The sequence below is a fragment of the Cohnella hashimotonis genome (genome assembly GCF_030014955.1).
GTDB classification, from domain to species: Bacteria; Bacillota; Bacilli; order Paenibacillales; family Paenibacillaceae; genus Cohnella; species Cohnella hashimotonis.
In genome coordinates this window covers 5,704,207-5,725,372 of record NZ_JAGRPV010000001.1, presented here as the reverse complement: position 1 = coordinate 5,725,372, position 21,166 = coordinate 5,704,207, and the positions used below count along the sequence as shown (strand labels likewise).

General features: G+C 58.9%; 11 protein-coding genes. 7 read left to right on the top strand and 4 right to left on the bottom strand.

Annotation, left to right across the window (positions count from 1 at the left end):
• Positions 1-35: 35 nt before the first annotated feature.
• Entirely contained in the window at positions 36-1,493 is a 1,458-nt protein-coding gene (tnpC, locus tag KB449_RS23045; protein WP_282910589.1) for an IS66 family transposase, read from the bottom strand.
• Positions 1,494-1,749: 256 nt separating this feature from the next.
• Here tnpC and KB449_RS23040 point away from each other — a divergent pair, with 256 nt between their 5' ends.
• Both KB449_RS23040 and KB449_RS23035 read left to right on the top strand, forming a co-directional pair.
• Entirely contained in the window at positions 1,750-3,633 is a 1,884-nt protein-coding gene (locus KB449_RS23040; RefSeq protein ID WP_282910588.1) for a 3'-5' exonuclease, read from the top strand.
• A gap of 198 nt (positions 3,634-3,831) precedes the next feature.
• Positions 3,832-5,172, top strand: a complete 1,341-nt coding sequence (locus KB449_RS23035; RefSeq protein WP_282910587.1) for an LLM class flavin-dependent oxidoreductase — start codon at positions 3,832-3,834, stop codon at positions 5,170-5,172.
• Here KB449_RS23035 and KB449_RS23030 read toward each other — a convergent pair.
• Positions 5,163-5,606, bottom strand: coding sequence for an Lrp/AsnC family transcriptional regulator (locus tag KB449_RS23030; RefSeq protein WP_282910586.1), 444 nt, complete (start codon positions 5,604-5,606; stop codon positions 5,163-5,165). The two genes, KB449_RS23035 and KB449_RS23030, sit on opposite strands and share 10 nt — an antisense overlap.
• A gap of 147 nt (positions 5,607-5,753) precedes the next feature.
• On the opposite strand from KB449_RS23030, the gene KB449_RS23025 reads away from it, so the two are divergent.
• The 3 genes from KB449_RS23025 to KB449_RS23015 all read left to right on the top strand — a co-directional run bounded on the left by KB449_RS23025 (position 5,754) and on the right by KB449_RS23015 (position 14,624).
• Positions 5,754-6,728 (top strand): oxidoreductase, encoded by a 975-nt coding sequence (locus tag KB449_RS23025; RefSeq protein ID WP_282910585.1) that lies wholly within the window; start codon positions 5,754-5,756, stop codon positions 6,726-6,728.
• A 209-nt stretch (positions 6,729-6,937) separates the two neighbouring features.
• Positions 6,938-11,965 (top strand): S-layer homology domain-containing protein, encoded by a 5,028-nt coding sequence (locus tag KB449_RS23020; protein WP_282910584.1) that lies wholly within the window; start codon positions 6,938-6,940, stop codon positions 11,963-11,965.
• Between the two features lie 67 nt (positions 11,966-12,032).
• The gene (locus KB449_RS23015) at positions 12,033-14,624 is read left to right on the top strand and encodes a GH39 family glycosyl hydrolase (RefSeq protein WP_282910583.1); all 2,592 of its coding nucleotides are present in this window, start codon (positions 12,033-12,035) and stop codon (positions 14,622-14,624) included.
• Positions 14,625-15,519: 895 nt separating this feature from the next.
• Here KB449_RS23015 and KB449_RS23010 read toward each other — a convergent pair.
• Complete coding sequence (locus tag KB449_RS23010; RefSeq protein ID WP_282910582.1) at positions 15,520-16,398, bottom strand: carbohydrate ABC transporter permease; 879 nt, start codon at positions 16,396-16,398, stop codon at positions 15,520-15,522.
• Between the two features lie 21 nt (positions 16,399-16,419).
• Positions 16,420-17,277: an ABC transporter permease gene (locus tag KB449_RS23005; RefSeq protein WP_282912892.1), complete on the bottom strand. Its 858-nt coding sequence runs from the start codon at positions 17,275-17,277 to the stop codon at positions 16,420-16,422.
• 330 nt (positions 17,278-17,607) lie between these two features.
• On the opposite strand from KB449_RS23005, the gene KB449_RS23000 reads away from it, so the two are divergent.
• On the top strand, positions 17,608-19,347 hold the full coding sequence (locus KB449_RS23000; RefSeq protein WP_282910581.1) for an extracellular solute-binding protein: 1,740 nt from the start codon (positions 17,608-17,610) through the stop codon (positions 19,345-19,347).
• Between the two features lie 98 nt (positions 19,348-19,445).
• Entirely contained in the window at positions 19,446-21,164 is a 1,719-nt protein-coding gene (locus tag KB449_RS22995; RefSeq protein ID WP_282910580.1) for a sensor histidine kinase, read from the top strand.
• The last annotated feature ends 2 nt before the right edge of the window (positions 21,165-21,166 follow it).

The window sequence follows — 21,166 nt, the reverse complement described above, 5'->3', positions numbered from 1 at the left end:
GGCGAAAATAGATGCTTTTTGGGTTACTACTTAGGTCAACCGAAAGTAAACGTGCCGCGGAGTGCCGCCGAAAGGGAGGGGAGTATGGGGAGTTGTTGCTTGAGAAGCGTGGAAATGAAGGCGCGCACGCGCGCGAAAACTTTTGCACCTTGCTCTGTACGAAAGCAGCCTGAAACTTTGTCTTTGACTTTCACCATGCGAATATCGCGTTCGGCCTGGTTGTTGTCAAAGGGCGCCTTGGCATCATAAAGAAAGCGGAGAATGGCGTCCTTGTAACTCAGGAACCGCTGTCCCAAATTCGCCGCTTTGCTTTTCGTTTTTCGGCCTCTCGGGCCGGTTTTGGGGCGAACAGGATCTTTGGACCATTCAAGTTCACCTTGTTTTAGAATTTCGTCGTACTGTTGCTGCATCTGCTGGATGTGTTCCTGTCTCAAAGGCTCACCTCGTTTTCGGTGGTCCGAAGCTGTCTTCCAGCTTTCCTGCAGCAACGTTTTCATCCGCGTCGACCAGGTATGCTTGTCATGCTCGCTTATCCCCTGGCATTCACGAAGCAGATGGGCGCAGCAGAGCGAGTGGGAGAAGGAGAATTCATCTTTAAAGTAAGCGCCGTAGCTGTCATGCATCACCGTTCCCGTGTAAGTAGACAAGATTTCTCCTGCTTTCATGCCCACACTTCCGCGGCTGGGATGAACGGTAAATAGCGTGTAATCGGCAGTGGAGGCGGTATGTAGCCAGTGCTCGTGATCTTGGACACCAAAGCCCGTTTCGTCGCAATGCAGATAGTCGCTTTTCAGCAGCGCCTCGCGCACGCATTGCTCAGCCGGTGCTAGGCGGTGATGCATGACTTTTAGGTACGACAAGAGCGTCGCATCGCTCGGACGGTAACGGGTCAAATCGGCAAAGAGTTGCCCAATACGCGCAAGCGGAATCATTTGAAACGCGCTCAAATACGCGGTCCAGGCTGCGAATCCGTCGCCGTATTGTGTGGCAGCATTCACGCCCTCAGGAAAGAGGGCGCGCTGCGTACGCCGACAATGCGGACAACACTTTTTCTCTGCGCGATACTCGGTGACCACAACGCGTGGTGCAGGCAGGTCAAAAACCTGACGTCTCTCGTAGTCCAAAGACGGCACGGCTTCGAGCGACGCCTGACAAGCGCCGCAGACGGATATGGTTTGATGAACGACGTGATCCGGCACTTCAGCGAAGAGCAACGTATGTCCGTCATGGCCCTTTGGCGCTCCCTTTTTTCCGCCGGGCTGCCGCGAGTTGGTCGGCTTGCGGAAACCGTCACTTGAAGGCGGTTTGCTGCTATTGCGGGAGTTTTGGCCAAGCTGACGTTCGAGGTCTTTGATTCGGTTTTCAAGCTTCTCGATTTTAGCGGTATACTGCGCGATTGTAGCGGTAAACTGATCGACCAGCGATGTAATGAACGCCTCGATGGTCTCAGGATCACTATGACTGATCTGCTTGATGAGTTTCTTATCTATCATCCGGCTCCCCCGTTTCTGAACGCATAGGTATAATCTTTTACACCTATATCCAGAAAACTAAAAGGGCGGACCTAAGTAGTAACCTTTTTGGCAACTATTTCTTCGCAGCGTCTGGCGTGCTACGGTAGTCAACGCATCGAATCGGCGATCTGACTTCGACGATCAGACGATTGAATTCGAATAATTTTCTGTAAGATACCGCAAATCATATATACTAGTGTCAAATGCAATCAATCCGTTAAAGGTGTGACGAAAGATGGCCTATATGGTCCCGGAGGTTATTCGGACGAGTGCTGCAGCGGGGGAACGTTTACTTTTTCGCACATTGGAAGAATACCTGCCGAGCGATTATATGGTGTATTACGAACCGGAGATCGAGGGGCGGAGGCTCGACTTCGTCATTATCGGTCCGGATCTGGGACTGGTCGTGCTGGACGTGAAGGATTATACGCCGGCCGCGCTACTCCAGGTCGATCATGATCAATGGCAGCTGCATGGTGCGGCGGGGCGCGTGGAGATCGTGCGGAATCCGTACAACGAGGCGAGAGATAACGCCAGGTTTGTCGCGCAGCAGCTGAAGCAGGATGAGCAACTGATCCAGCCCGCGGGGAAGCTGCGGGGTCAGCTCAAATTTCCGTGCGGCTGCGGGACCGTATTTACGAGATTGAAGCAGGCAGACTTCATCAAGTATGACCTTTACGAGGCGATCGCCCGGGAATTCGTGCTGTGCCGCGACGAGGTGGATCCGGAGGATGCAGCTTTTTCGGCAGATGTCCTGATCGAGAAAATACATGCGATGTTCACGGTGTGGAGCAGCAGCCGCTATTATCTGACGACGGCGGATATTCGGGCGATTCGGCAGCATCTGTTCGCCGAGGCGCGGATCAGCGCGGAGTTCAGGCAGCCGGCCGATGACCAGGATCAGCTGCTCCTCTCGCTTCGGCATATCAAGACCACAGATTCGTATGCGGAAAATAGGGACGGGCAGTCGGGCGACGATCAGCGGAAAAGGCGAGGGGCGGTGGGATGCGGGAATGCGGCGAAACTGGCCGGCCGGGCGCGAACGCTTGCCAAGCAGTACCCGGACTGGAAGCTTCTTGTGCTGTGCCGCGATGCCGCGAGATCGCTGACGCTGGAGCAGACGATCGAGCAGCTGATGAACGAGCCGGAGGACCTGCTGGATCTCATCCGCCTCGAGGAGCAGAAGGCGGGCGCCGCCGTGGCGTCGAACATCGAGGTGTTCGGCTTTTACGAGTGGCTGAGGGCGGTCCTGAATGCGCGGGTGACGGATATACCGGTCCTGATCGGGAAGCTCGATCAACATGAGGCGATCCTGCCGACGTACGACGCGATCCTGATCGATAACGTGCAGGACTTCGAGCCGGAATGGCTGAAGCTGCTGGGTCTCGTCTTGAACCCTGAGCTGCAGGGGAATCCGCTGGCGGGGGATCGGGCGCAAACCAATTCACTACGCGGCAGGTCCCGTATTCTCTCGATGAATTACCGTAACACGGCGCAGATCGCGCAGTTCGCCTGGGATTTTTACCAGCGGCATTCCGCCCTGCAGGATACGGTGAGAAGCGGTTCCGTGGACGGCGTAGACATCATCCCGCCTTACAGCACGCACCGTAAGGGGCCGGAGCCGGTCATTGCGCGATGCGATCGGTTTACCGATGAGATCAAGCGGGTGTGCGAACGAATCGCTTTTCTACACAACGAGAAGAGCATTTCGTACGCCGACATGGCCATTCTGTACCGCGTGAAGGATAACTACCAGTTCTCCTACGTCGATACGATTCGCAGAGCGCTGACTGAAGCGGGCATGCCCTATTATTGGGTGACGGAAAACGAGGATGCGAAAAAGCGGCTGGAACGCGCTCACGATTCTATCAAGATCTCCACGATCGACGGCGCGAAGGAGCTGGATTTTAGAGCGGTCTTCGTCGTGAATGTCGACAGCATGCCGTTTCCGCTCGAAGCGGCGGAGGAGAAGGAAGTGTCGTTGTTCTACATCGCGCTGACGCGGGCGCTCGACTGGCTGTATGTGTCCTACAGCGGCGAGTCGAAGTTTACGGCGTATCTGGACGAGGTGCTGGAGCAACGGAGCAGGAAGGGGAAGGCTTCGAAGAAGATGGGGTGAATCTGATTGAATATAGCGCGGTGTAGGGGCCCTTCATTCGTGGAGGGCTTTTCCGCATGCGATTTCCGTTAATTTTAATTTTTTAACGTCCATTTCCCTTTAAATCCGCATAGACCGCCTTGAATAGTTGGTGATACGCTTATCGAAGCATAGCGTCGATGAGGTCTCGATCATACAACGACAAGGAGTCGAATCGGAATGTCCGGAAAAAAACTGCTTAAATTCGGAGCCATCCTTCAAGGCTTGGGGGCGCATACCGGCCTGTGGAGACACCCTGACATGCCGGTCGACGCGAGCGTCAACCTTGAATTTTACAAACGTCAGGCGCGGACGGCGGAAGCCGGCAAGTTCGATCTCATATTTATCGCCGACGGGCTCTTTATCACGGAGGATTCCCTACCTCATTTTCTGAACCGGTTCGAACCGATTACCATCTTGTCCGCGCTTGCTGCCGTTACGAGCAAAATTGGCCTGGTAGGCACGCTGTCGACCTCCTACAGCGAACCGTTTAACGCTGCCCGGCAGTTCGCTTCGCTGGATCACATCAGCGCCGGCAGAGCGGGCTGGAATGTCGTCACCTCGCCGCTGGAAGGCTCCGCCCTCAATTATGGCAAGGACGGGCATCCTTCCCATGCCCAGCGTTACCGCATGGCGGAGGAGTATCTCCAAGTCGTGCGGGGGTTGTGGGACTCTTGGGAGGACGACGCCTTTGTCCGCGATAAAGACACCGGCGTTTTTTTCGACCGTTCCAAGTTTCATACGCTTGACCACAAAGGCGAATTTTTCTCCGTCCGCGGGCCTCTCAATATCGGACGTTCGAAGCAAGGGCAGCCGGTCGTATTCCAGGCGGGCTCGTCAGAAGCCGGCAAAAATCTCGCCGCGCGGTCGGCGGATGCCGTCTTGACGGAGCATGCCTATATCGAAGACGCCAAACAATTCTACCGGGATGTCAAAGCGCGCGCCGCGGCCTATGGGCGGTCGCCCGACGACATCGCGATCCTGCACGGCATCGGCGTCATTATCGGCCGCACGGAAGATGAAGCAAAGGCCAAATACGAGGAAATCGCGAACCTGGTCACGATTGAAAAAGCGATCGCCCATCTCGGCCGATTCTATGAGCATCACGATTTCACGCAGTATCCGCTGGATGCGCCGTTCCCCGATCTCGGCGATCTCGGCAGCAACAGCTATAGGAGCACGACCGAACGAATCCGGCGAATCGCGCGCGAGGAAAATCTGACGCTGCGCCAGGTCGCGCTTCGCTTCGTATCGCCGCCAGGCGGCTTTATGGGCACGCCGGCGCAGATCGCCGACTTGATCCAGCGTTACTACGAGGAAGAAGCGGCGGACGGCTTCTTCATTCAATCCGTTACGCCGAGCGCGCTGGAGGAATTCGTGGAGCTGGTCATCCCTATTTTGCAGCAAAGAGGCATCTATCGCACCGAATACGAAGCGGACACGCTGCGAGGCAACCTGGGCGTGCCGATACCGGCCAATCGCCATGCGCTTGCCACGACGGCGGCGGATGCTCAAGGATAAGTGGGGCCGACCTCCGCGATATTTTTATCCTCGAACGCCGTGGAGAGCACGACCAGAATAGACGAAAAGCCAAAGGCATTGCATTCGTCCAGCAAGCTGGCTAACGATTCCGTCGTTTCCGTAACGATTTTCATCAGAAAATTGTACTCACCGCTGATTCTGTAAAGCTCCACGATATCAGGCGAAGATTCGCAGAACGCGGTCAAGTCGGGGCATTTGTTCGTTTTAAACAACACGAAGGCAGTCGTATGCTTCCCAAGCTTGTGCGGAGATAGCTGCACGCGGTAACCCGTGATAATCCCCTGCTCCTCGAGCTTTCGAACCCGTTCCGTAACGGCAGGCTGCGACATGGCGATCGTTCTGCTCATTTCGGAGATCGATATTCTGGCATTGTCGTGCAAGAGCGTCAAGATTTTGGAATCGATATGGTCCATAAGAGCCTCCGCTTAATGAATTGAGGTTATGAAAAGAAAATGATTTAATAAATAATGAGTATTCGATGTTTGGCCTTGATAATCGCATGTGAATCTGCTTGAATCCATTATAAAATGTCAAACCTGACTTGCGAAGGAGAATTTTCTATGACAGTGACCGTCAACGACACCGCGACCCTGGGCGGTTTGAAGCTCAAAAACCGGCTGGTCATGGCCCCGCTGCAGCAATATAAAGGCACGCTCGACGCGTTCCCGACGGATCATCATATCGCCCATTACGGCCGGAGAGCGCGACATGTAGGACTTATTATCTTAGAATCGACAGCCGTCTCTTCTAATGGCCGGCTATGGCCGAGCGATATCGGTATTTATAAGGCAGAGCACGTGCAGCCTTTGAAAAAGATAACGGATGCGATTCACGCGCACGAAACGCCCGTGTTCGTCCAATTGTCGCACGGCGGCCGGAAATCCTCTCCCGAGGTGACTCGGTCACTGATTGCGCCAAGCGCCTTGCCTTTCGACGATCATTACGGCACGCCCGAAGCGTTGACGCAGGCCGGCATTCGCGGCGTCATTGAAGATTATCGCCTCGCTGCCGCCAGAAGCGTCGAAGCCGGGTTTGACGGCATTGAGATCCATGCCGCGCACGGCTTTTTGATCCACCAATTTTTATCTCCGCTCACCAATGCAAGATCGGATGAGTATGGCGGCGATTCCGAGGGCAGATCGAGATTTCTGAAGGAGGCGCTCTTGGCGATCAGGCAGGAAGTGGGGAGGGACTATCCGGTCCTCATACGGATCTCCGCAACGGACTATTGCGAAGGCGGGCTTACGCCCGAGGAATGGGTGCGGCTGTTGAAGCCGCTCGAAGCCGAGCTGGACGGCATTCACGTCTCTAGCGGCGGACTGCTCCCGATCAAGCCGGCGGACGTGCATCCGGCGTATCAGCTGCCGCATGCCGCCGCGATCAAGCAGCATTTCCGGATTCCGGTGATTGCGGTCGGCAAGCTTCATACGCGAAGTCTCGCCAACCGCGCGCTGGAGGATCGACTGGCGGATCTGATCGCCATCGGCAGTCCGATGCTCGACGATCCGGATTTTGCCGGAAGGTTGTTGGCGTGAATGAGAAGAGAAGACCCGCAAGATGCGCACGCCAAAAGCGTGCCGCTTGCGGGTTGTTTGTCTTTTTAGATCAAGAAGTTAACGGAATGCTGTTTTTATTGATTTTGTTTTCTATCGCCGTTCTCCGGATTTCGTTATGCTTGGGTGGAAATTCGCCCGTTGTCGGCATTCATGCGGGGAAAAACTTCATGGGGAGAGGAAGCACGGCGATGTTAAAACGAAAATTTGTAAGCGCTGTACTCGTTGTGGCGATGGCGCTTGGCGCGGTTGGGGTACCGGCGCCGGGCGTGTCGTCCGCGGAGACGGCAGGGCTGCAGCTCACGTTCGACCTGGGCGCGCAGGGCCAGACGATATCGAACAAGTTTTACGATCTGACGGTGTGGGATTTGAACGAGCATTGGACGGAGGAGGCGGAGAGTCAGCCGGCCGACTTTTTCGCGGAGCGGTATCCGTTCATCGACCGCGTCCAGCTGATGACGGCGACAGGCGGCTGCTATGAGGGCTATGCCGGCTGCAGTACGAACCGCGATCTGTTCGTCGATCCTGCGGACCGGTCGAATCTGACGGACTACAAGTTCGACTCGTTGATCGAAGCGGCGGGCAACGTCGTCCGGCAGGGGCTGCGTCCGTATATCGTCACGGGCAACGTGCCGATGAAGTACAGCGCCCATCCCGCGATCGGCGGATTCGGGGTGAACGTCAGCCCGCCGGACGACTATAACGTGTATTACGGCTACATCAAAGCGCTGGCGGGTGCGCTTGTCGCGGAATTCGGCATCGATGAGGTGAAAACGTGGGATTGGGGCGTGCTGACGGAGTTCGAGAACCGCGACTGGTTCACCGACGGCGCGGTCGATCCAGCGGGGACGCGCAGCGCCTATTTTAAACTGTACGACTACACGGTGGCCGCGCTGCAGGCTGCGATCGGAGCGGACAACCTGACCGTGGGCGCGCATGCGATGGCCGTATCGCCGGGCATCTGGAGTCCGCTGGAGTTCATCGATCACGTCGCCAAAGGCATCAACGCCAAGACGGGCGCGATCGGGACGCAGATCGATTTTATCAGCGGCTCGTTCTACGACCAGCGGCCGGGCGTGCCGGCGCCGTCCTCCAAGACGCTGGCGGATACGATCAACATGCTCCGCCTCCGCGCGCAGGAGAACGGACTGACGAACTTGAAGTTCGGCATCGACGAGGGGAGAATCCTGCAGGGGCCGGACGGCAAGGACTTGTATTCGCGCGTCGTAGGGCACAGCTTCCAGGCGCCCGCGGACGCCAGGCTGTTCAAGCAGATGCACGATTGGAACGCGGATTACTTTTCGATGTGGGGTATGAACACGGAAGGCATCTGGGGTGGGGTCGATTCCGTCAGCGCCCACGTCGCCAATCTGGCTTACCGGATGGTCGGCGATAAACGGATTAGCGCGCAAGTGTCCGGGACGCCGGCAGGCGCGGGCAACGAGGTCGACGGCATCGGCGGGTATGACGGCGCGGACAACAAGGTGCGTCTCATGCTCTATAACTACAATGCGAATATGAATGCAACCTCCGGCGAAGCGCCGGCGGTGACGATCCGTAATATCGCGCCGCTGTCGGGCAATACCGTCACCGTGAAGCAGTGGGTCGTTGACGATCAGCACGCCAACTTCTGGCCGACGTGGTGGGCGGACCAGGCGAGTCGGGGGCTAAACGACGCTTCCTATAATGTCTGGTCCAAGTATTCCGTCGAGGTGCCGCACGCGCTCGTCGGCCAGGCGGATCGGGATTATTGGTACGACAGAGAGGATGTTTATAAAAATCTGGCCTCGCTGACGCCCACGACGACGACGGCCACGGTCAGCGGCGGCTCGCTCACGCTGCATCCGACGCTCGGCCATCATGGCGTCGTGTATTACGAGATCGAGAATGCCGTAAGTACGGCCTCGCCGACCGTCGTTACGGACGATCTGAACGATTGGAGCAAGACCGACACGCATAGTGCGGGTCTCGTGTTCGACACGGGCAACGCCGCACTGCTCGGGGACGGCAGCCGGGTGATGCGCAGCAGCTCATCCTTCCGGCCGGAAGGCGGCGAGACGCTCACCTATCATTATCCCGGCATGATCGGCCTGACCATGACGGGGCTGTTCGCCACGAACGGCGAGCGCATCAGCGATTTTAAGCTGTACACGTCGCCGGATGGCGCGACATGGAGCCGGCAGCTCGGCTGGAGCAGCCGCGATTCCGCGATTAACGACGGGTTATGGACAAAACGCGAATATACGCTCAGCGCGGTACCGGCCGGTACGAATTACGTGAAAATCGAGTACCCGCCGGAGCAAGCCTTTTTCTATAATCCGCAGCTGTCCAAGGTGGAGCTTGTCTACGCGGCATGCGCCTGCGACAACGGGCTCTCGTATGTCGACGAGCTGAACGACTGGTCGATGGCGGACAGTCACAGCGATGGGCTTCAGTTCGATACGGGCAACGGTTCGCTGCTGGGCGACAGCAGCAGAGTCATGCGGTCGACGGCCGACCCGGTCAACGCCCATTACGTCGTTTACCGGTTCGACGAGATGGCGAGCGCTCAAGTGACCGGCCTGTTCGCCTCGAACGACGAAGCGATCCGCGACTTCAAGTTTTATACGTCGAAGGACGGAGCCGACTGGACGGCGCATACGGCATTCGAGCATGCGGATACGCCGATTACGAGCCTGCTCTGGACGAGCCGCACGTATTCGTTGACGGACATTCCGGCAGGGGACGTCTATCTAAAAGTCGAGTTCCCTCTGGGCGGGAACAACTTCTGGAATCCGCAGCTGGGCCGGGTGGCCGTGCAGACGGCTCCGCCCGCGCCGGTTAACGTAACTGCGAGCGCGGACGGCATGGCGGCCGTTCAGCTGAGCTGGGCGACGTCGCCGGGCGCCGGCGGTTATCAGGTGTACCGGGCTTTAGGCGTCGCAGGCCCCTATGTCAAGATCACCGCGGCTCCTGTGACCGCGACCGTGTATCAGGATGCCGGGCTTGACGCGGGCACGACTTATTATTACAAGATCGCAGCCGTCGGCAGCGCGGGAGAATCGACGCCTTCGGCGCCGGTAAGCGCGACGACCGCCAGCACGGCAACGGTGACGCACGTCGATGAGCTGAACGACTGGAGCGTCGTGTACGCGCATACCGACGGGGTGGAGTTCGATACGGGCAACGGCGGCGTGCTCGGCGACCCGAGCCGCCTTATGCGTTCTCAGACCCGGGAGGAGCCTGAGCAGTTCGTCGTCTACAAATTCGCGGGCATGTCCAAAGCCGTGATTAACGGATTTTTCGCCTCCAATCAGGAGCAGATTTACGATTTCGCGTTTTCGACTTCGCCTGATGGAGAGACCTGGACGGCTTATGAAGACGCGGCCGTGCTCGATTCGCCGATTTCGAGCGTGCTGTGGACCAATCGCAAGTATACGCTTGGGGATTTGCCGCAGGGCACCGTTTATTTAAAAGTTGCGTATCCGGAAAACGGCACCTTGTTCTGGAATCCGCAGCTCAGCAGAGTCGAAATTCAGGTGACCGAGTACGGGGCGCCGCCGGTGCCTACGGGAGTGACGGTCGGTCAGAAAGGTACATCGGCGCTTGACGTCAGTTGGACGGCATCCGCCGCAGCAACCGGGTACAACGTATACCGGGCCGCCGATTCGGCCGGTCCGTTCGAGAAGATCAATGACGCCTCGGTGGCGGATGTCGTCTATGGCGATACCGGCCTGTCGGCAGGCACGACTTACTACTACAAGGTGTCGGCGCTGGGCGCAGGCGGCGAATCCGGGCTGTCGGCCGCGGCAGCGGGCACGACGGCTTCGGCGGAGGAGCCGGGTGGCGGCGATCCGAGTCCGAGCCCGAGCCCGAGTCCGAGCCCAAGTCCGAGCCCAAGCCCAAGCCCAAGTCCAAGCCCAAGTCCAAGCCCAAGCCCAAGTCCGAGCCCAAGTCCAAGCCCAAGTCCAAGCCCAAGCCCGAGCCCCGATCCGACGCCGAGTCCGGGATCCGGCGGCCAGACGTCGAACGGGGGCGGTACCTCCGTGACTGTCGGCAGCGGCAGATTAACGGCGGTGACGCGAGCGGACGAGAAGAGCGCAGCCGTATTCAAATTGTCCGAGTCAGACGTTCGCCAGGCGGCCGGATCGGCCAAGGATGACGCAGGTACGCTGACCATCGACGCAAAGGTCGACGGGGCTGCCTCGCCGACCGAGATTCGCCTCGAGATGCCGATCCGGGCCTTGCTCGGCGAATCCGGCTCCGGCGGCGTCAAGACACTGAAGATTCAGGCGGGGGCAGGCGTCGTGACGATGGCCCTCGACAAGGCGCCGGGCTTGCTCGGCGAATCCTCATCCGGTCTGCTGACGCTGACTTTGAAGCTGGTGGATGCTTCGACGCTGCCGGATGGAACAAGAGAAAAGCTCGGCGGCAGTCCCGTCTACGACTTTGCGCTGACTGCGAACGGCAGCGCCGTCACCTCCTGGCAGCCGTCGGGGGCGATCGCCGTATCGCTGGATTACACCCTGCAGCAAGGTGCGCGGCCCGAGCAGGTCGTCGTCTGGTACTTGCCTGAAAATGGGGTTCCGCAGGCCGTGTCCAACGCCAGGTTCGATCCGGCGACAGGACAAGCGACGTTCCGGCCGGGGCACTTCAGCCGATTCGCCGTTGCATACGCGGATGTCGGCTTCACCGATCTGCGCACGGCGCCTTGGGCGGAGACATACATCCGCGCGCTGGCGGCGAAGGAGATCGTGCAAGGCAGCGGAGACGGCAGCTTCCAGCCGAATCGAACGGTCACGCGCGCAGAATTCGTGCAGATGCTGATGAAAGGGCTTGGCCTGATCGACGGCAGCGCCGCGAGCACGCTGAGCGACGTGAAGGAAGGCGCCTGGTATTACGCGGCGGCGGCCAGCGCCCAGACGCTGGGCATCGTGCAGGGACGCAGCGGCGGCAAGTTCGACGCGGCGGCACCGATCACGCGCGAGGAGATGGCCGTCCTTGCGTACCGGGCGGCGCAGAAGGCGGGGGCGCTTGCGTCTTCGGACATCGCCGCATCGCAGACCGGTTCGTTTGCCGATCAGACGTCGATCTCGCCCTTCGCCGTGCAGGCGATCGCCGCCATGCGGCAAGCCGGCGTCATCGACGGGGTGAGCGACGGACGCTTCCAGCCGAAGTCGACCGCAACCCGCGCCGAGTCCGCAGCGATCATTCAGAGACTGCTTTTCCTGCCGCAATAAGAAATCGACAGATGCCGTGCCCGCAAGCGCGGCATCTTTATTTCTTCATTAAAAGGAGAGCTGATTCATGAAAATCCGGATAAAAGCCTTATTAAGCTGCCTGATCGCCGCCTCCGTCGCAGTTGGCGCCGTCTCGCTGCCTGCACCCGCCGATGCGGCTTACCAAGTCACGGTGGACGCGTCGGTTCAAAGCGATACGCTGCTCGACACCTTTAACACGCTCAACAGCTGGTTTTACAAAAGCGACTGGACTTCCGCCGCGTCCGGCCAGCCCAACGGCTATTTTGCCGACAACTATCCGTTCGTTCAATACGTTCGCCTGTTCGCGGCGACGGGCGGCTGCTACGCGGGATACGCGAACTGCAACGACCGGGACTTGTTCGTGGATCCGGCCAACGCGTCGACGATGACCGACTACAAGTTCGACGACTTGAAAGCGGCGATCCAGAACGTGCTGAACAAGGGGCTGAAGCCTTATATCGTTACCGGCAATGTGCCGCTCAAGTATTCGACGGCGCCGAATATCGGCGGCTTTAACGTCAACACGAGGCCGCCGGCCGACTATACGGTCTACTACAACTACATCAAGGCGCTGGCGAATTCGCTGGTCTCGCAGTTCGGCGTGCAGGAGATGAAGTCGTGGCGTTGGGGCGTGCTGTCGGAGTACGAGAATTCCGATTGGTTCTGGGACGGGACCGGCTCGCCGAACGCGGCGGCTTCCCGCACGGCGTACTTCAAGCTGTACGACTACACGGTCGCGGCGCTTCAGGATGCCGTCGGGGCCGGCAACTTGGTCGTCGGCGCGCACGCGATGGCCGTGACGCCGGGCTTGTGGGATCCCCGGGACCTGATCGATCACTGCGCGAGCGGGACGAATTACAAGACAGGAGGCACCGGCACGCAAATTAATTTCATCACCGCATCCTATTACGACCAGTCGCCCGGCAATTATACCGCCAACTCGCTGCCGGCCGTCATCGCAAGCTTGCGCGATCGCGCGATAACGCAGGGTCTGACGAATCTGCAGGTCGGCGTGGACGAAGGCTGGTTTCTGACGGACAGCGGCGGCAAGGACTTGTATTCGCGGTCGACGGGAACGGGGTATCAAGGCGCGTATCTGGCCAAAAAAATCAAAGAGACCGTGGACAACGGCATCGATTGGTTTTCGGTGTGGGCGCTCAATGCGAACGGCGTATGGGGCGGCGCGAGCGTTCCCACCATTTCGACCAACGTCATCTCGCTCGCGCACAAGCTGGCGGGCGACCGGAGAGCCGGTCTGTCGATCGGCGGCAGCGCGACGAACGCCGGCAATTACATCGACGGGTATGCCGGCTACAACGACGCGACCAAGACGCTGCGCATCTTTTTGCACAATTATAATCCGAATCCGGCGGCGACGAGCGGAGAGACGTTCACGCTCGGCATCAACCAGATCGCGCCTGTCGCGGGCAGCACCGTTAACGTGCGGAGCTGGACCGTGGACGACACCCATGCGAACTATTGGCCGCAGTGGTGGAGCGACAAGGGCTCGACGCTGTCGTCGGCCGACTACGGCGGATGGTCGCCGCAGACGGTCGAGGCTTCGGCGACGCTGACGAACGCAGCCGCGAGAACGTATTGGAACAGCAGGCTCGGCGCCTATCAGACGCTGGCGGCGTTGACCGCTTCTTCGACCTCGGCCGTCACGGTTTCAGGCAATGCCATCTCGTTGTCGCCTGCGCTGAACCGGCATGGCGTCGTCCTGTACGAGATTACGAACGTAACGAGTCTCTCCAATACCGTCACGGCGACGGACGAAGTCAACGATTATACGAAAATGGATAGCCATAGCGCGGGCCTGTTTTTCGACAGCTTAAACGTCTCCGCGCTTGGAGATACGAGGCGGCTGGCGCGGACGGGAACGGGGACGACGCCGGAGTATGTCGTCTATCGGTACGACAATGCCAAAGGCATGGCGTTGACGGGATTGTTCGATACGTCCGCGGAGCCGATCAGCAACTTCAAGGTCTATTCGTCGCCGAGCGGGGCCGCGGGAACGTGGACGCTGCAGAGCGGATATACGACGGCCGACACGCCGATCAACGGCAATCTGTGGACGAAGCGGGACTACAATTGGGCTTCGCTGCCCGCCGGCACCAACTATATCAAGATTGAATTTCCGACGGGCGGCACGTTGAACTGGAATCCGCAGCTGAGCCGCGTATCGGTGCGGTATACGCCGACGGCGGACACCGACCATCTGAACGACTGGAGCAAAGCAGCCACCCACAGCGCGGGACTCGCGTTCGATACGTCCAATGCCTCAGCGCTTGGCGATGCCAGCCGGGCGATGCGTACCGGCACGAGCGGAAGTCCGGCCGAATACATCACCTACCATCGCAGTCACGTGAACGAGCTGCAGGCCGTCGGCCTGTTCGCCACCGACCAGGAAGCGATTCGCGACTTCAGCTTCTATGCTTCGCGGGACGGCCAGGTCTGGCTTCCCGTACGAGCCGACTACGCCGACGCGCCCATCAATGGCGGCCTTTGGACGGAGCGAACGTACCGGCTGCCGCCCGAGCGAATCCCGTCCGGCACGAACTACGTCAAGGTCGAATATCCGGTCGGCGGTTCGCTGAGTTGGAATCCGCAGCTGAGCCAGGTCACGATTACGCAGTAGATGAACACGCAAGCTTTTGGCGCGATATGAAAGGCCCCCTGTCTCAGGCAGGCGTCGATGACGCGCGCTAGGAGGCAGGGGGCATGTTGCGGTTCGCAAGGCTAGACGCCCAAAGTGTGCACGTAGATCAACACATGAGCGGTGGCGCGAGGCTAGACGCCCAAAGTGTGCACGTAGATCAACACATGAGCGGTGGCGCTAGGCTAGAAACCCCAAGTGTGCACGTAGATCAACACATGAGCGGTGGCGCGAGGCTAGAAACCCAAAGTATGCACGTAGATCAACGAGCTTAACACCTACAAAAAAGCCGCGGGGATCACCGTTCCACGGCCTGCGATAAGCGCATTCGGGCACTAACGCGCCCTCACTGGCCTGAGCAACGCCTGCGATAAGCGCAATAGGGCACTAACGCGCCCTCACTGGCCCGAGCAACGCCTGCGATAAGCGCATTCGGGCACTAACGCGCCCCGATTTGCCCGTACAGCGCCTGCGATAAGCGCAATAGGGCACTAACGCGCCCCGATTTGCCCATACAGCGCCCGCGATAAGCGCAATAGGGCACTAACGCGCCCTCACTGGCCCGTGCAACGCCCGCCGCGATAAGCGCAATTGGGCACTAACGTGCCCCGACTTGCCCGTGCAGCGCCTGCGATAAGCGCAATAGGGCACTAACGCGCCCTCACTGGCCCGAGCAACGCCCGCGATAAGCGCATTCGGGCACTAACGCGCCTCCACTTGCCCGTGCAACGCCCGGGATAAGCGCATTCGGGCACTAACGCGCCCTCACTGGCCCGAGCAAAGCCTGCGATAAGCGCATTCGGGCACTAACGCGCCCTCACTGGCCCGTGCAGCGCCTGCGATAAGCGCAATCGGGAAACTAACGCGCCCCTCGCGCTCACTCCTTAACCGCCCCCAGCACCATCCCCTTCACGAAGTACTTTTGCAGAAACGGGTAGACCAGCAGGATCGGAATCGCGCCGATGAAGATTTGCGAGGCTTTGACGGTTTCGTTGGAGATGAGCTTGACGTCCTCCGGCCGCATATTGATCTTGCTGAAGTCCTCGGTGACGACGATCGTCTGCAGCAGCGTGCTGAGCGGCCATTTTTGCGCGTCGGTGAGGTAGATCATGCCGTCGAACCAGGAGTTCCAGTGGGCCACCATCGTGAAGAGCGAGAGCGTCGCGAGCGAGGGCATCGATATCGGCAAATAAATGTACCACAGCGTCTTGATGTGGTTGGCTCCGTCGATGAGCGCCGCTTCCTCCAGCTCCCGGGGCACCGTCTTGAAGAAATTAAGCAGCAGCACCATGTTCCACGCCGATACCGCACCGGGCAGCACGAGCGCCCAGATGGAGTTCATGAGATGCATCTTCTGAATGACCATATAAGTCGGGATGAGACCGCCGTTGAACAGCATCGTAAAGACGAAAAACCAGGTGTACATCGTCCGGCCGCGAAACCGCGCGTTCATCTTGGACAGCGGGTAGGCGGTCAGGATCGTGACGGCCATGCCGATGATGGTACCCAGCAGCACCCGCTCGATCGATACGACGATCGACTCCAGGAAGTTCGGATTCGAGAACGTCTGCTTGTACGCGTCGGTGTTGAAGCCGATCGGCCACAGGCCGACCGCCTGCGCGTTGGCCGGTTCCTTGGCGCTGAACGAGACTGCGAGGATATGGATGAGCGGCAGCACGCAGGCGATGGAGGCGACAAGCAGAAAAGCGAAGTTGCAAATATAGAAAAGGCGATATTTTCTGGATTTATAATACATCGTCGCTCGGCCCCTCTTGGTTTAAAATATGCGGTAGTTGGCGAATTTGAAGGCCATCCGGTACGCGACCACGATAAGCACGAAGCTGATCAGCGCCTTGAACATGCCCACGGCCGCGCCGAAGCTGAACTGCGTCTGAAGCAGGCCGACCCGGTAGGCGAACGTATCGATGATGTCGCCTTTATCGTAGACCAGCGCGTTATACAGGTTAAAAATCTGATCGAAGCCGGCGTTCAAAATGCTGCCGAGCGAGAGGGTGCCCAATACGATCACGATCGGCGTCACGGCGGGAATCGTTACGTTCAGCGTCTGCTGCCAGCGTCCGGCGCCGTCCATCTCGGCCGCTTCGTACAAGGACGGGTTGACCGCCGTCAGCGCAGCCAGGAACAAAATCGTGCCGAAGCCGAATTCCTTCCAGATGTCGCTGACGACGACCGTAAACCGGAACCAGTCGCCGTCCGCCAGAAAAGGCACGGGCTCGATTCCGAAAAGCGAGGACAGCAGCTGGTTGACGGGGCCGCTGTTGCCGAGCAGGTTGATCAGAATACCGCCCAGAATGACCCAAGACATGAAGTGGGGCAAATAGACGAGCGTCTGCACGAGCCGCTTGAAAAACATATGGCGCAGCTCGTTCAGCAGCAGCGCGAACACGAACGGCACGAGCAGGCCGAACACGATCTTGAGGCAGGCGATCGCGAAGGTGTTGCGGATGACCTGAACGCTGTCCTCTCTGGACAGCATCAGGCGGAAATGGTCGAGCCCGACCCAGGGCGAATGAACGAATCCGAGCCAGGGCTTGAAGTCCTGAAAGGCGATGACCAGGCCGAGCATCGGCAAATAAAGAAAGACGACGGCGAGCACGATTCCGGGCACGAGCATCGCGTGGAGCTGCCACGTCTGCCGGGAATCCAAGACGGATCTGATAAAGTTCAATGGACGTTCCTCCTGCGCGGATAGATTGCAATAGCTAAAACGACGGTTCGAATGGAGAGCGGGCGGCGGTGTGCAAGCGGCATAAATTTATTGTAAAAGAGTCGTTTTCCCCCAGATACGCCAATCTCTCAACAAAAAAAGCACTCTCTCAACTTTGTGCGGCGGCCGCCCGTTCATGTTGACGAATTGCTATTTTTCTTGATTTTGTTTTCTATTTTCGCCGAAGTTTTTCCGATATGCTGAGTTTGCAAAATCAAATACACGGGAGGTCCACACATGAACGTACGCAACAAACGGATCGCGGCGACGCTGGCGCCGGCGCTTCTGGTATCGATACTGGCCGCATGCTCCGGCAATGCGAACAACAACGCCGGCAGTTCCTCGTCTCCGGCCGCATCGGCCGCCGCGTCGACGGCGAGCGCCGCCACGGCAAGCGCAGGCGAATCCGCGCCTGCGGCCAAGGAGACCGCGCCTTTCCAGAACGGCAAATACGACCCGCCGATCTCGATCAACACCGTTATTCCGATCAGCGACGACATCCAGTATTTCAACGGCGAGACCGCGGAGAAAAATATTTTGTTCGACAAGGTGAAGGCGAATCTGGGGCTCGACATCAAGGTGCTGTGGACGGCGCCGACGAAAAACGAAGGCTTCAAGACGAAAATGCTGCTGTCGCTGTCGTCCGGCGAGAAGCTGCCCGACGTCATCAACACGATGGGCGACACCGATCTGACCAACCAGCTGATCGATTCGGGCAAGTTCATGGATCTGACGGACGCGATCGCGCAGTACGCCACCGACGACGTCAAGCGGGTGTACGACGCCAATCCGGACCTGTTCTACTCCGTTACCCGCAACGGCCGCATCATGGCGCTGCCGATTCCGTCGTTCGGCCCGAACGGCTCGCCGGTTATGTACGTCCGCCAGGACTGGCTGGACAAGCTGGGTCTCAAGGCGCCGACGACGATCGACGAGCTGGAGAAGGTGCTGGACGCCTTCACGAACCAGGATCCGGACGGCAACGGCAAGAAGGATACGGTCGGGCTGGCGCTGCAGCTCAAGAACCTGTCGGGCGACATCTTTGCCGACACGACCGCGCTGTTCGGCGCGTTCGGCGCCATTCCGAACAACTGGAGACCCGCCGCTGACGGACAATCGCTCGTCTACGATCCGGTGCAGCTGCAGATGAAAAACGCGATCGCCGAGCTGCGCGACTGGATGTCCAAGGGCTACATTTCAAAGGACGCGCCTCAGCAGGACGGGGCTACGGCGACGGGGCTGTTCACCTCCGGCAAGGCGGGCATCGTGTTCGGACCGAACTGGTTCCCTTATTTCCCGCTGCCCGACCTGGAGAAAAACATCAAGGGCGCGACGTACAAGGTGTACCCGGTGCCGACCGGTCCGGACGGCCAGGCCGGCAGGCGCGCGTTTCCGCTGATCGGGGCGACGATTCTGATCAATAAAAATTACGAGCATCCCGACGCCGTGTTCAAGTACGCCCAGGCCATGTACGAGTTCGGCCGAGACAGCGGCATCTGGGACATGACGCGGAAAAGCCTGATCGACCAAGGCTACGCGGCGCAAGGAAGCTCCTTCCAGATCGTGAAGTACGGCTTCATGCCTAACTATTTCGTCGATCCGTGGGAGCAGATCGACGGTTATCTCGACTATCTGGTGCAGGGCAAGCCGGGCCGGACGGAGAGCGAGCAGGAGAGCTTCGACTCCTGCAAGAACAATCCGCTCTGCATCAACGGCCAGATCGAGGCGATGAAGGCGTGGAAAACGCAGCAGGACGCCGACACGATCAACGCCTTCGTCGGTCCGACGACCGATACCCAGAAGACGCAGGGCGACTTCCTCGGCAAGCTGGAATACGAGACGATCGTCAAGATCATTTTCGGCACGAGCCCGCTGGAGGAATTCGATTCGTTTGTCGCCAAGTGGAAGTCCGGCGGCGGGGACAAGATCACGCAGGAAGTGAACGACTGGTACGCGCAGAACGTGCTTAAAAAATAACGGAACGGGCAAGCGGAGGCGGGATCGTCCGTCTCTCTTGTCCGTTTTTCCGGCACCGCTCATAATAGAAAGCAAAAGCGCGGATGAGGCGATCCTCCATGGTCAAAATGAACAGCTTCGCGAAAGTAAACATCCTGATTCTCATTTTGCTGGTGCCGCTGCTGACCCTGTACATGATCTCCAACCGAACGAGCGTCTCCGTGCTGGAGCGGCATATCCGGGAATCCCAGATGGACCGGCTGAACTACTTGTACAAGCAGCTGGACAACAATGTCAATCAGCTGTCGATGATGGCCAACATGCTGCTGCGCGACCCGACGGTCAAGGAATTCCGGGACATGGAGCTGTACGAGAACGACATGAACTACAACGCGCTGAAAACGGTGCAGACGATCAGTCAGAAGCTGATGCTGCAAAGCGTTGCGAATGCGTTTACAAACTCGGTCGTCATCTATGCGCCGAAGATCGGCAGGGCGGTCGGTCAGTCGTCGCTCGTCTACTACGATGCGGGAGATATCGCGCAGCGGGCCGTGCCGGATTGGCGGTACGACGCGGCGCGGGACCGGTTCGTCATGTACGCCTTCGATCCGATCAGCGAGCGGGGGCTTGCGGAGAATGCCCGGCTGATCGTCGAGGTCGGCTTCACGGCCGACAATATCGTCAAGCTGCTCGACAACAACGACCGAGCGCAAAGCGGGGGCGGGACGTTCCTGCTCGATCCCGGGGGGACGGCGTCGATTGTGCCTGTCGGCTCGGCGTCCATGGCCGATCGGTTGAAGGTCGAACTGGGCGGCAAGACGATCCAGAGCCGGGGCTACGATACGATCGAGATCGACGATGTGGGGTATTTCGTCAACTACATGCAGTCGGAGGAGCTCGGCTGGTATCTGGTCGATTATGTGCCGGTGCAGGATATTTTGACTCCCATTACCGAGTCGCGCCGCTATTTTATTATGTTCGCCTCCATCCTGCTCGTCGTGAGCCTGCTCATCTCCTACGTGCTGTACCAGAACATCCGCAGGCCGATCAAGGCGCTCATCCGCGGCGTTCAGCAACTTAAGAAGGGCAATTACGCCGCACGGATCCCGGTTAAAGGCGACAACGAATTTACCTTCCTGTTCCACAAGTTCAACGACATGGCCGAGGAGATCGACCTGCTCGTAGGAAAAGTTTACGCCGAGCAGCTCCGCTCGCGCGAAGCGACGCTCAAGCAGCTGCAATCCCAGATCAATCCGCATTTTCTGTACAATTGCCTGGCCTTTATGAAGAGCATGGCCGTGCTGGAGGAGAAGGAAGCGATCATCGCCATGTCTGTCAGCCTCAGCAAATATTACCGGTATACGACGCGCAACGAGCAGCAGCTCGTCGCCGTCCGGGAAGAGATGGCGCTGGTCGAGAACTATTTGCGCATTCAAGGTCTTCAGATGAAGCGGCTCAGCGTATCGATCGAGCTGCCGGATGCGCTGCTGGACAAGCAGATCCCGCGGCTGCTCATCCAGCCAGTCGTTGAGAACGCGATCGTGCATGGCATCGAGCCGTGCGAGACGGCGGGAAGGATCGTCATCCGGGGCAGCTCGGCGAACGGAGAGAACACGATCGTCGTCGAGGACGACGGACCGGGGTTGACGGAGGAGGGGCGAAGCGCGCTGTCCCGCAAGATCAACCTGCCGCTCACGGACGAGATCGGCTGCGGCCTGTGGAACGTGCATCAGCGGCTCGGCTACCAGTTCGGCGGCCGGTCAGGCTTACGGTTCGAAGCCTCCGCGGCCGGCGGGCTGACAACCATTCTGCATTGGCATGACAGCATAGAGGAGTGAAG

Coding starts and splice junctions, on each gene's coding strand:
- KB449_RS23035 (WP_282910587.1), top strand. CDS start 3,832: ATGTCCGGAAAAAAACTGCTTAAATTCGGAGCCATCCTTCAAGGCTTG.
- KB449_RS23000 (WP_282910581.1), top strand. CDS start 17,608: ATGAACGTACGCAACAAACGGATCGCGGCGACGCTGGCGCCGGCGCTT.
- tnpC (WP_282910589.1), bottom strand. CDS start 1,493: ATGATAGATAAGAAACTCATCAAGCAGATCAGTCATAGTGATCCTGAG.
- KB449_RS23005 (WP_282912892.1), bottom strand. CDS start 17,277: ATGCTCGTGCCCGGAATCGTGCTCGCCGTCGTCTTTCTTTATTTGCCG.
- KB449_RS23010 (WP_282910582.1), bottom strand. CDS start 16,398: ATGTATTATAAATCCAGAAAATATCGCCTTTTCTATATTTGCAACTTC.
- KB449_RS23015 (WP_282910583.1), top strand. CDS start 12,033: ATGAAAATCCGGATAAAAGCCTTATTAAGCTGCCTGATCGCCGCCTCC.
- KB449_RS23030 (WP_282910586.1), bottom strand. CDS start 5,606: ATGGACCATATCGATTCCAAAATCTTGACGCTCTTGCACGACAATGCC.
- KB449_RS23025 (WP_282910585.1), top strand. CDS start 5,754: ATGACAGTGACCGTCAACGACACCGCGACCCTGGGCGGTTTGAAGCTC.
- KB449_RS23040 (WP_282910588.1), top strand. CDS start 1,750: ATGGCCTATATGGTCCCGGAGGTTATTCGGACGAGTGCTGCAGCGGGG.
- KB449_RS23020 (WP_282910584.1), top strand. CDS start 6,938: ATGTTAAAACGAAAATTTGTAAGCGCTGTACTCGTTGTGGCGATGGCG.
- KB449_RS22995 (WP_282910580.1), top strand. CDS start 19,446: ATGGTCAAAATGAACAGCTTCGCGAAAGTAAACATCCTGATTCTCATT.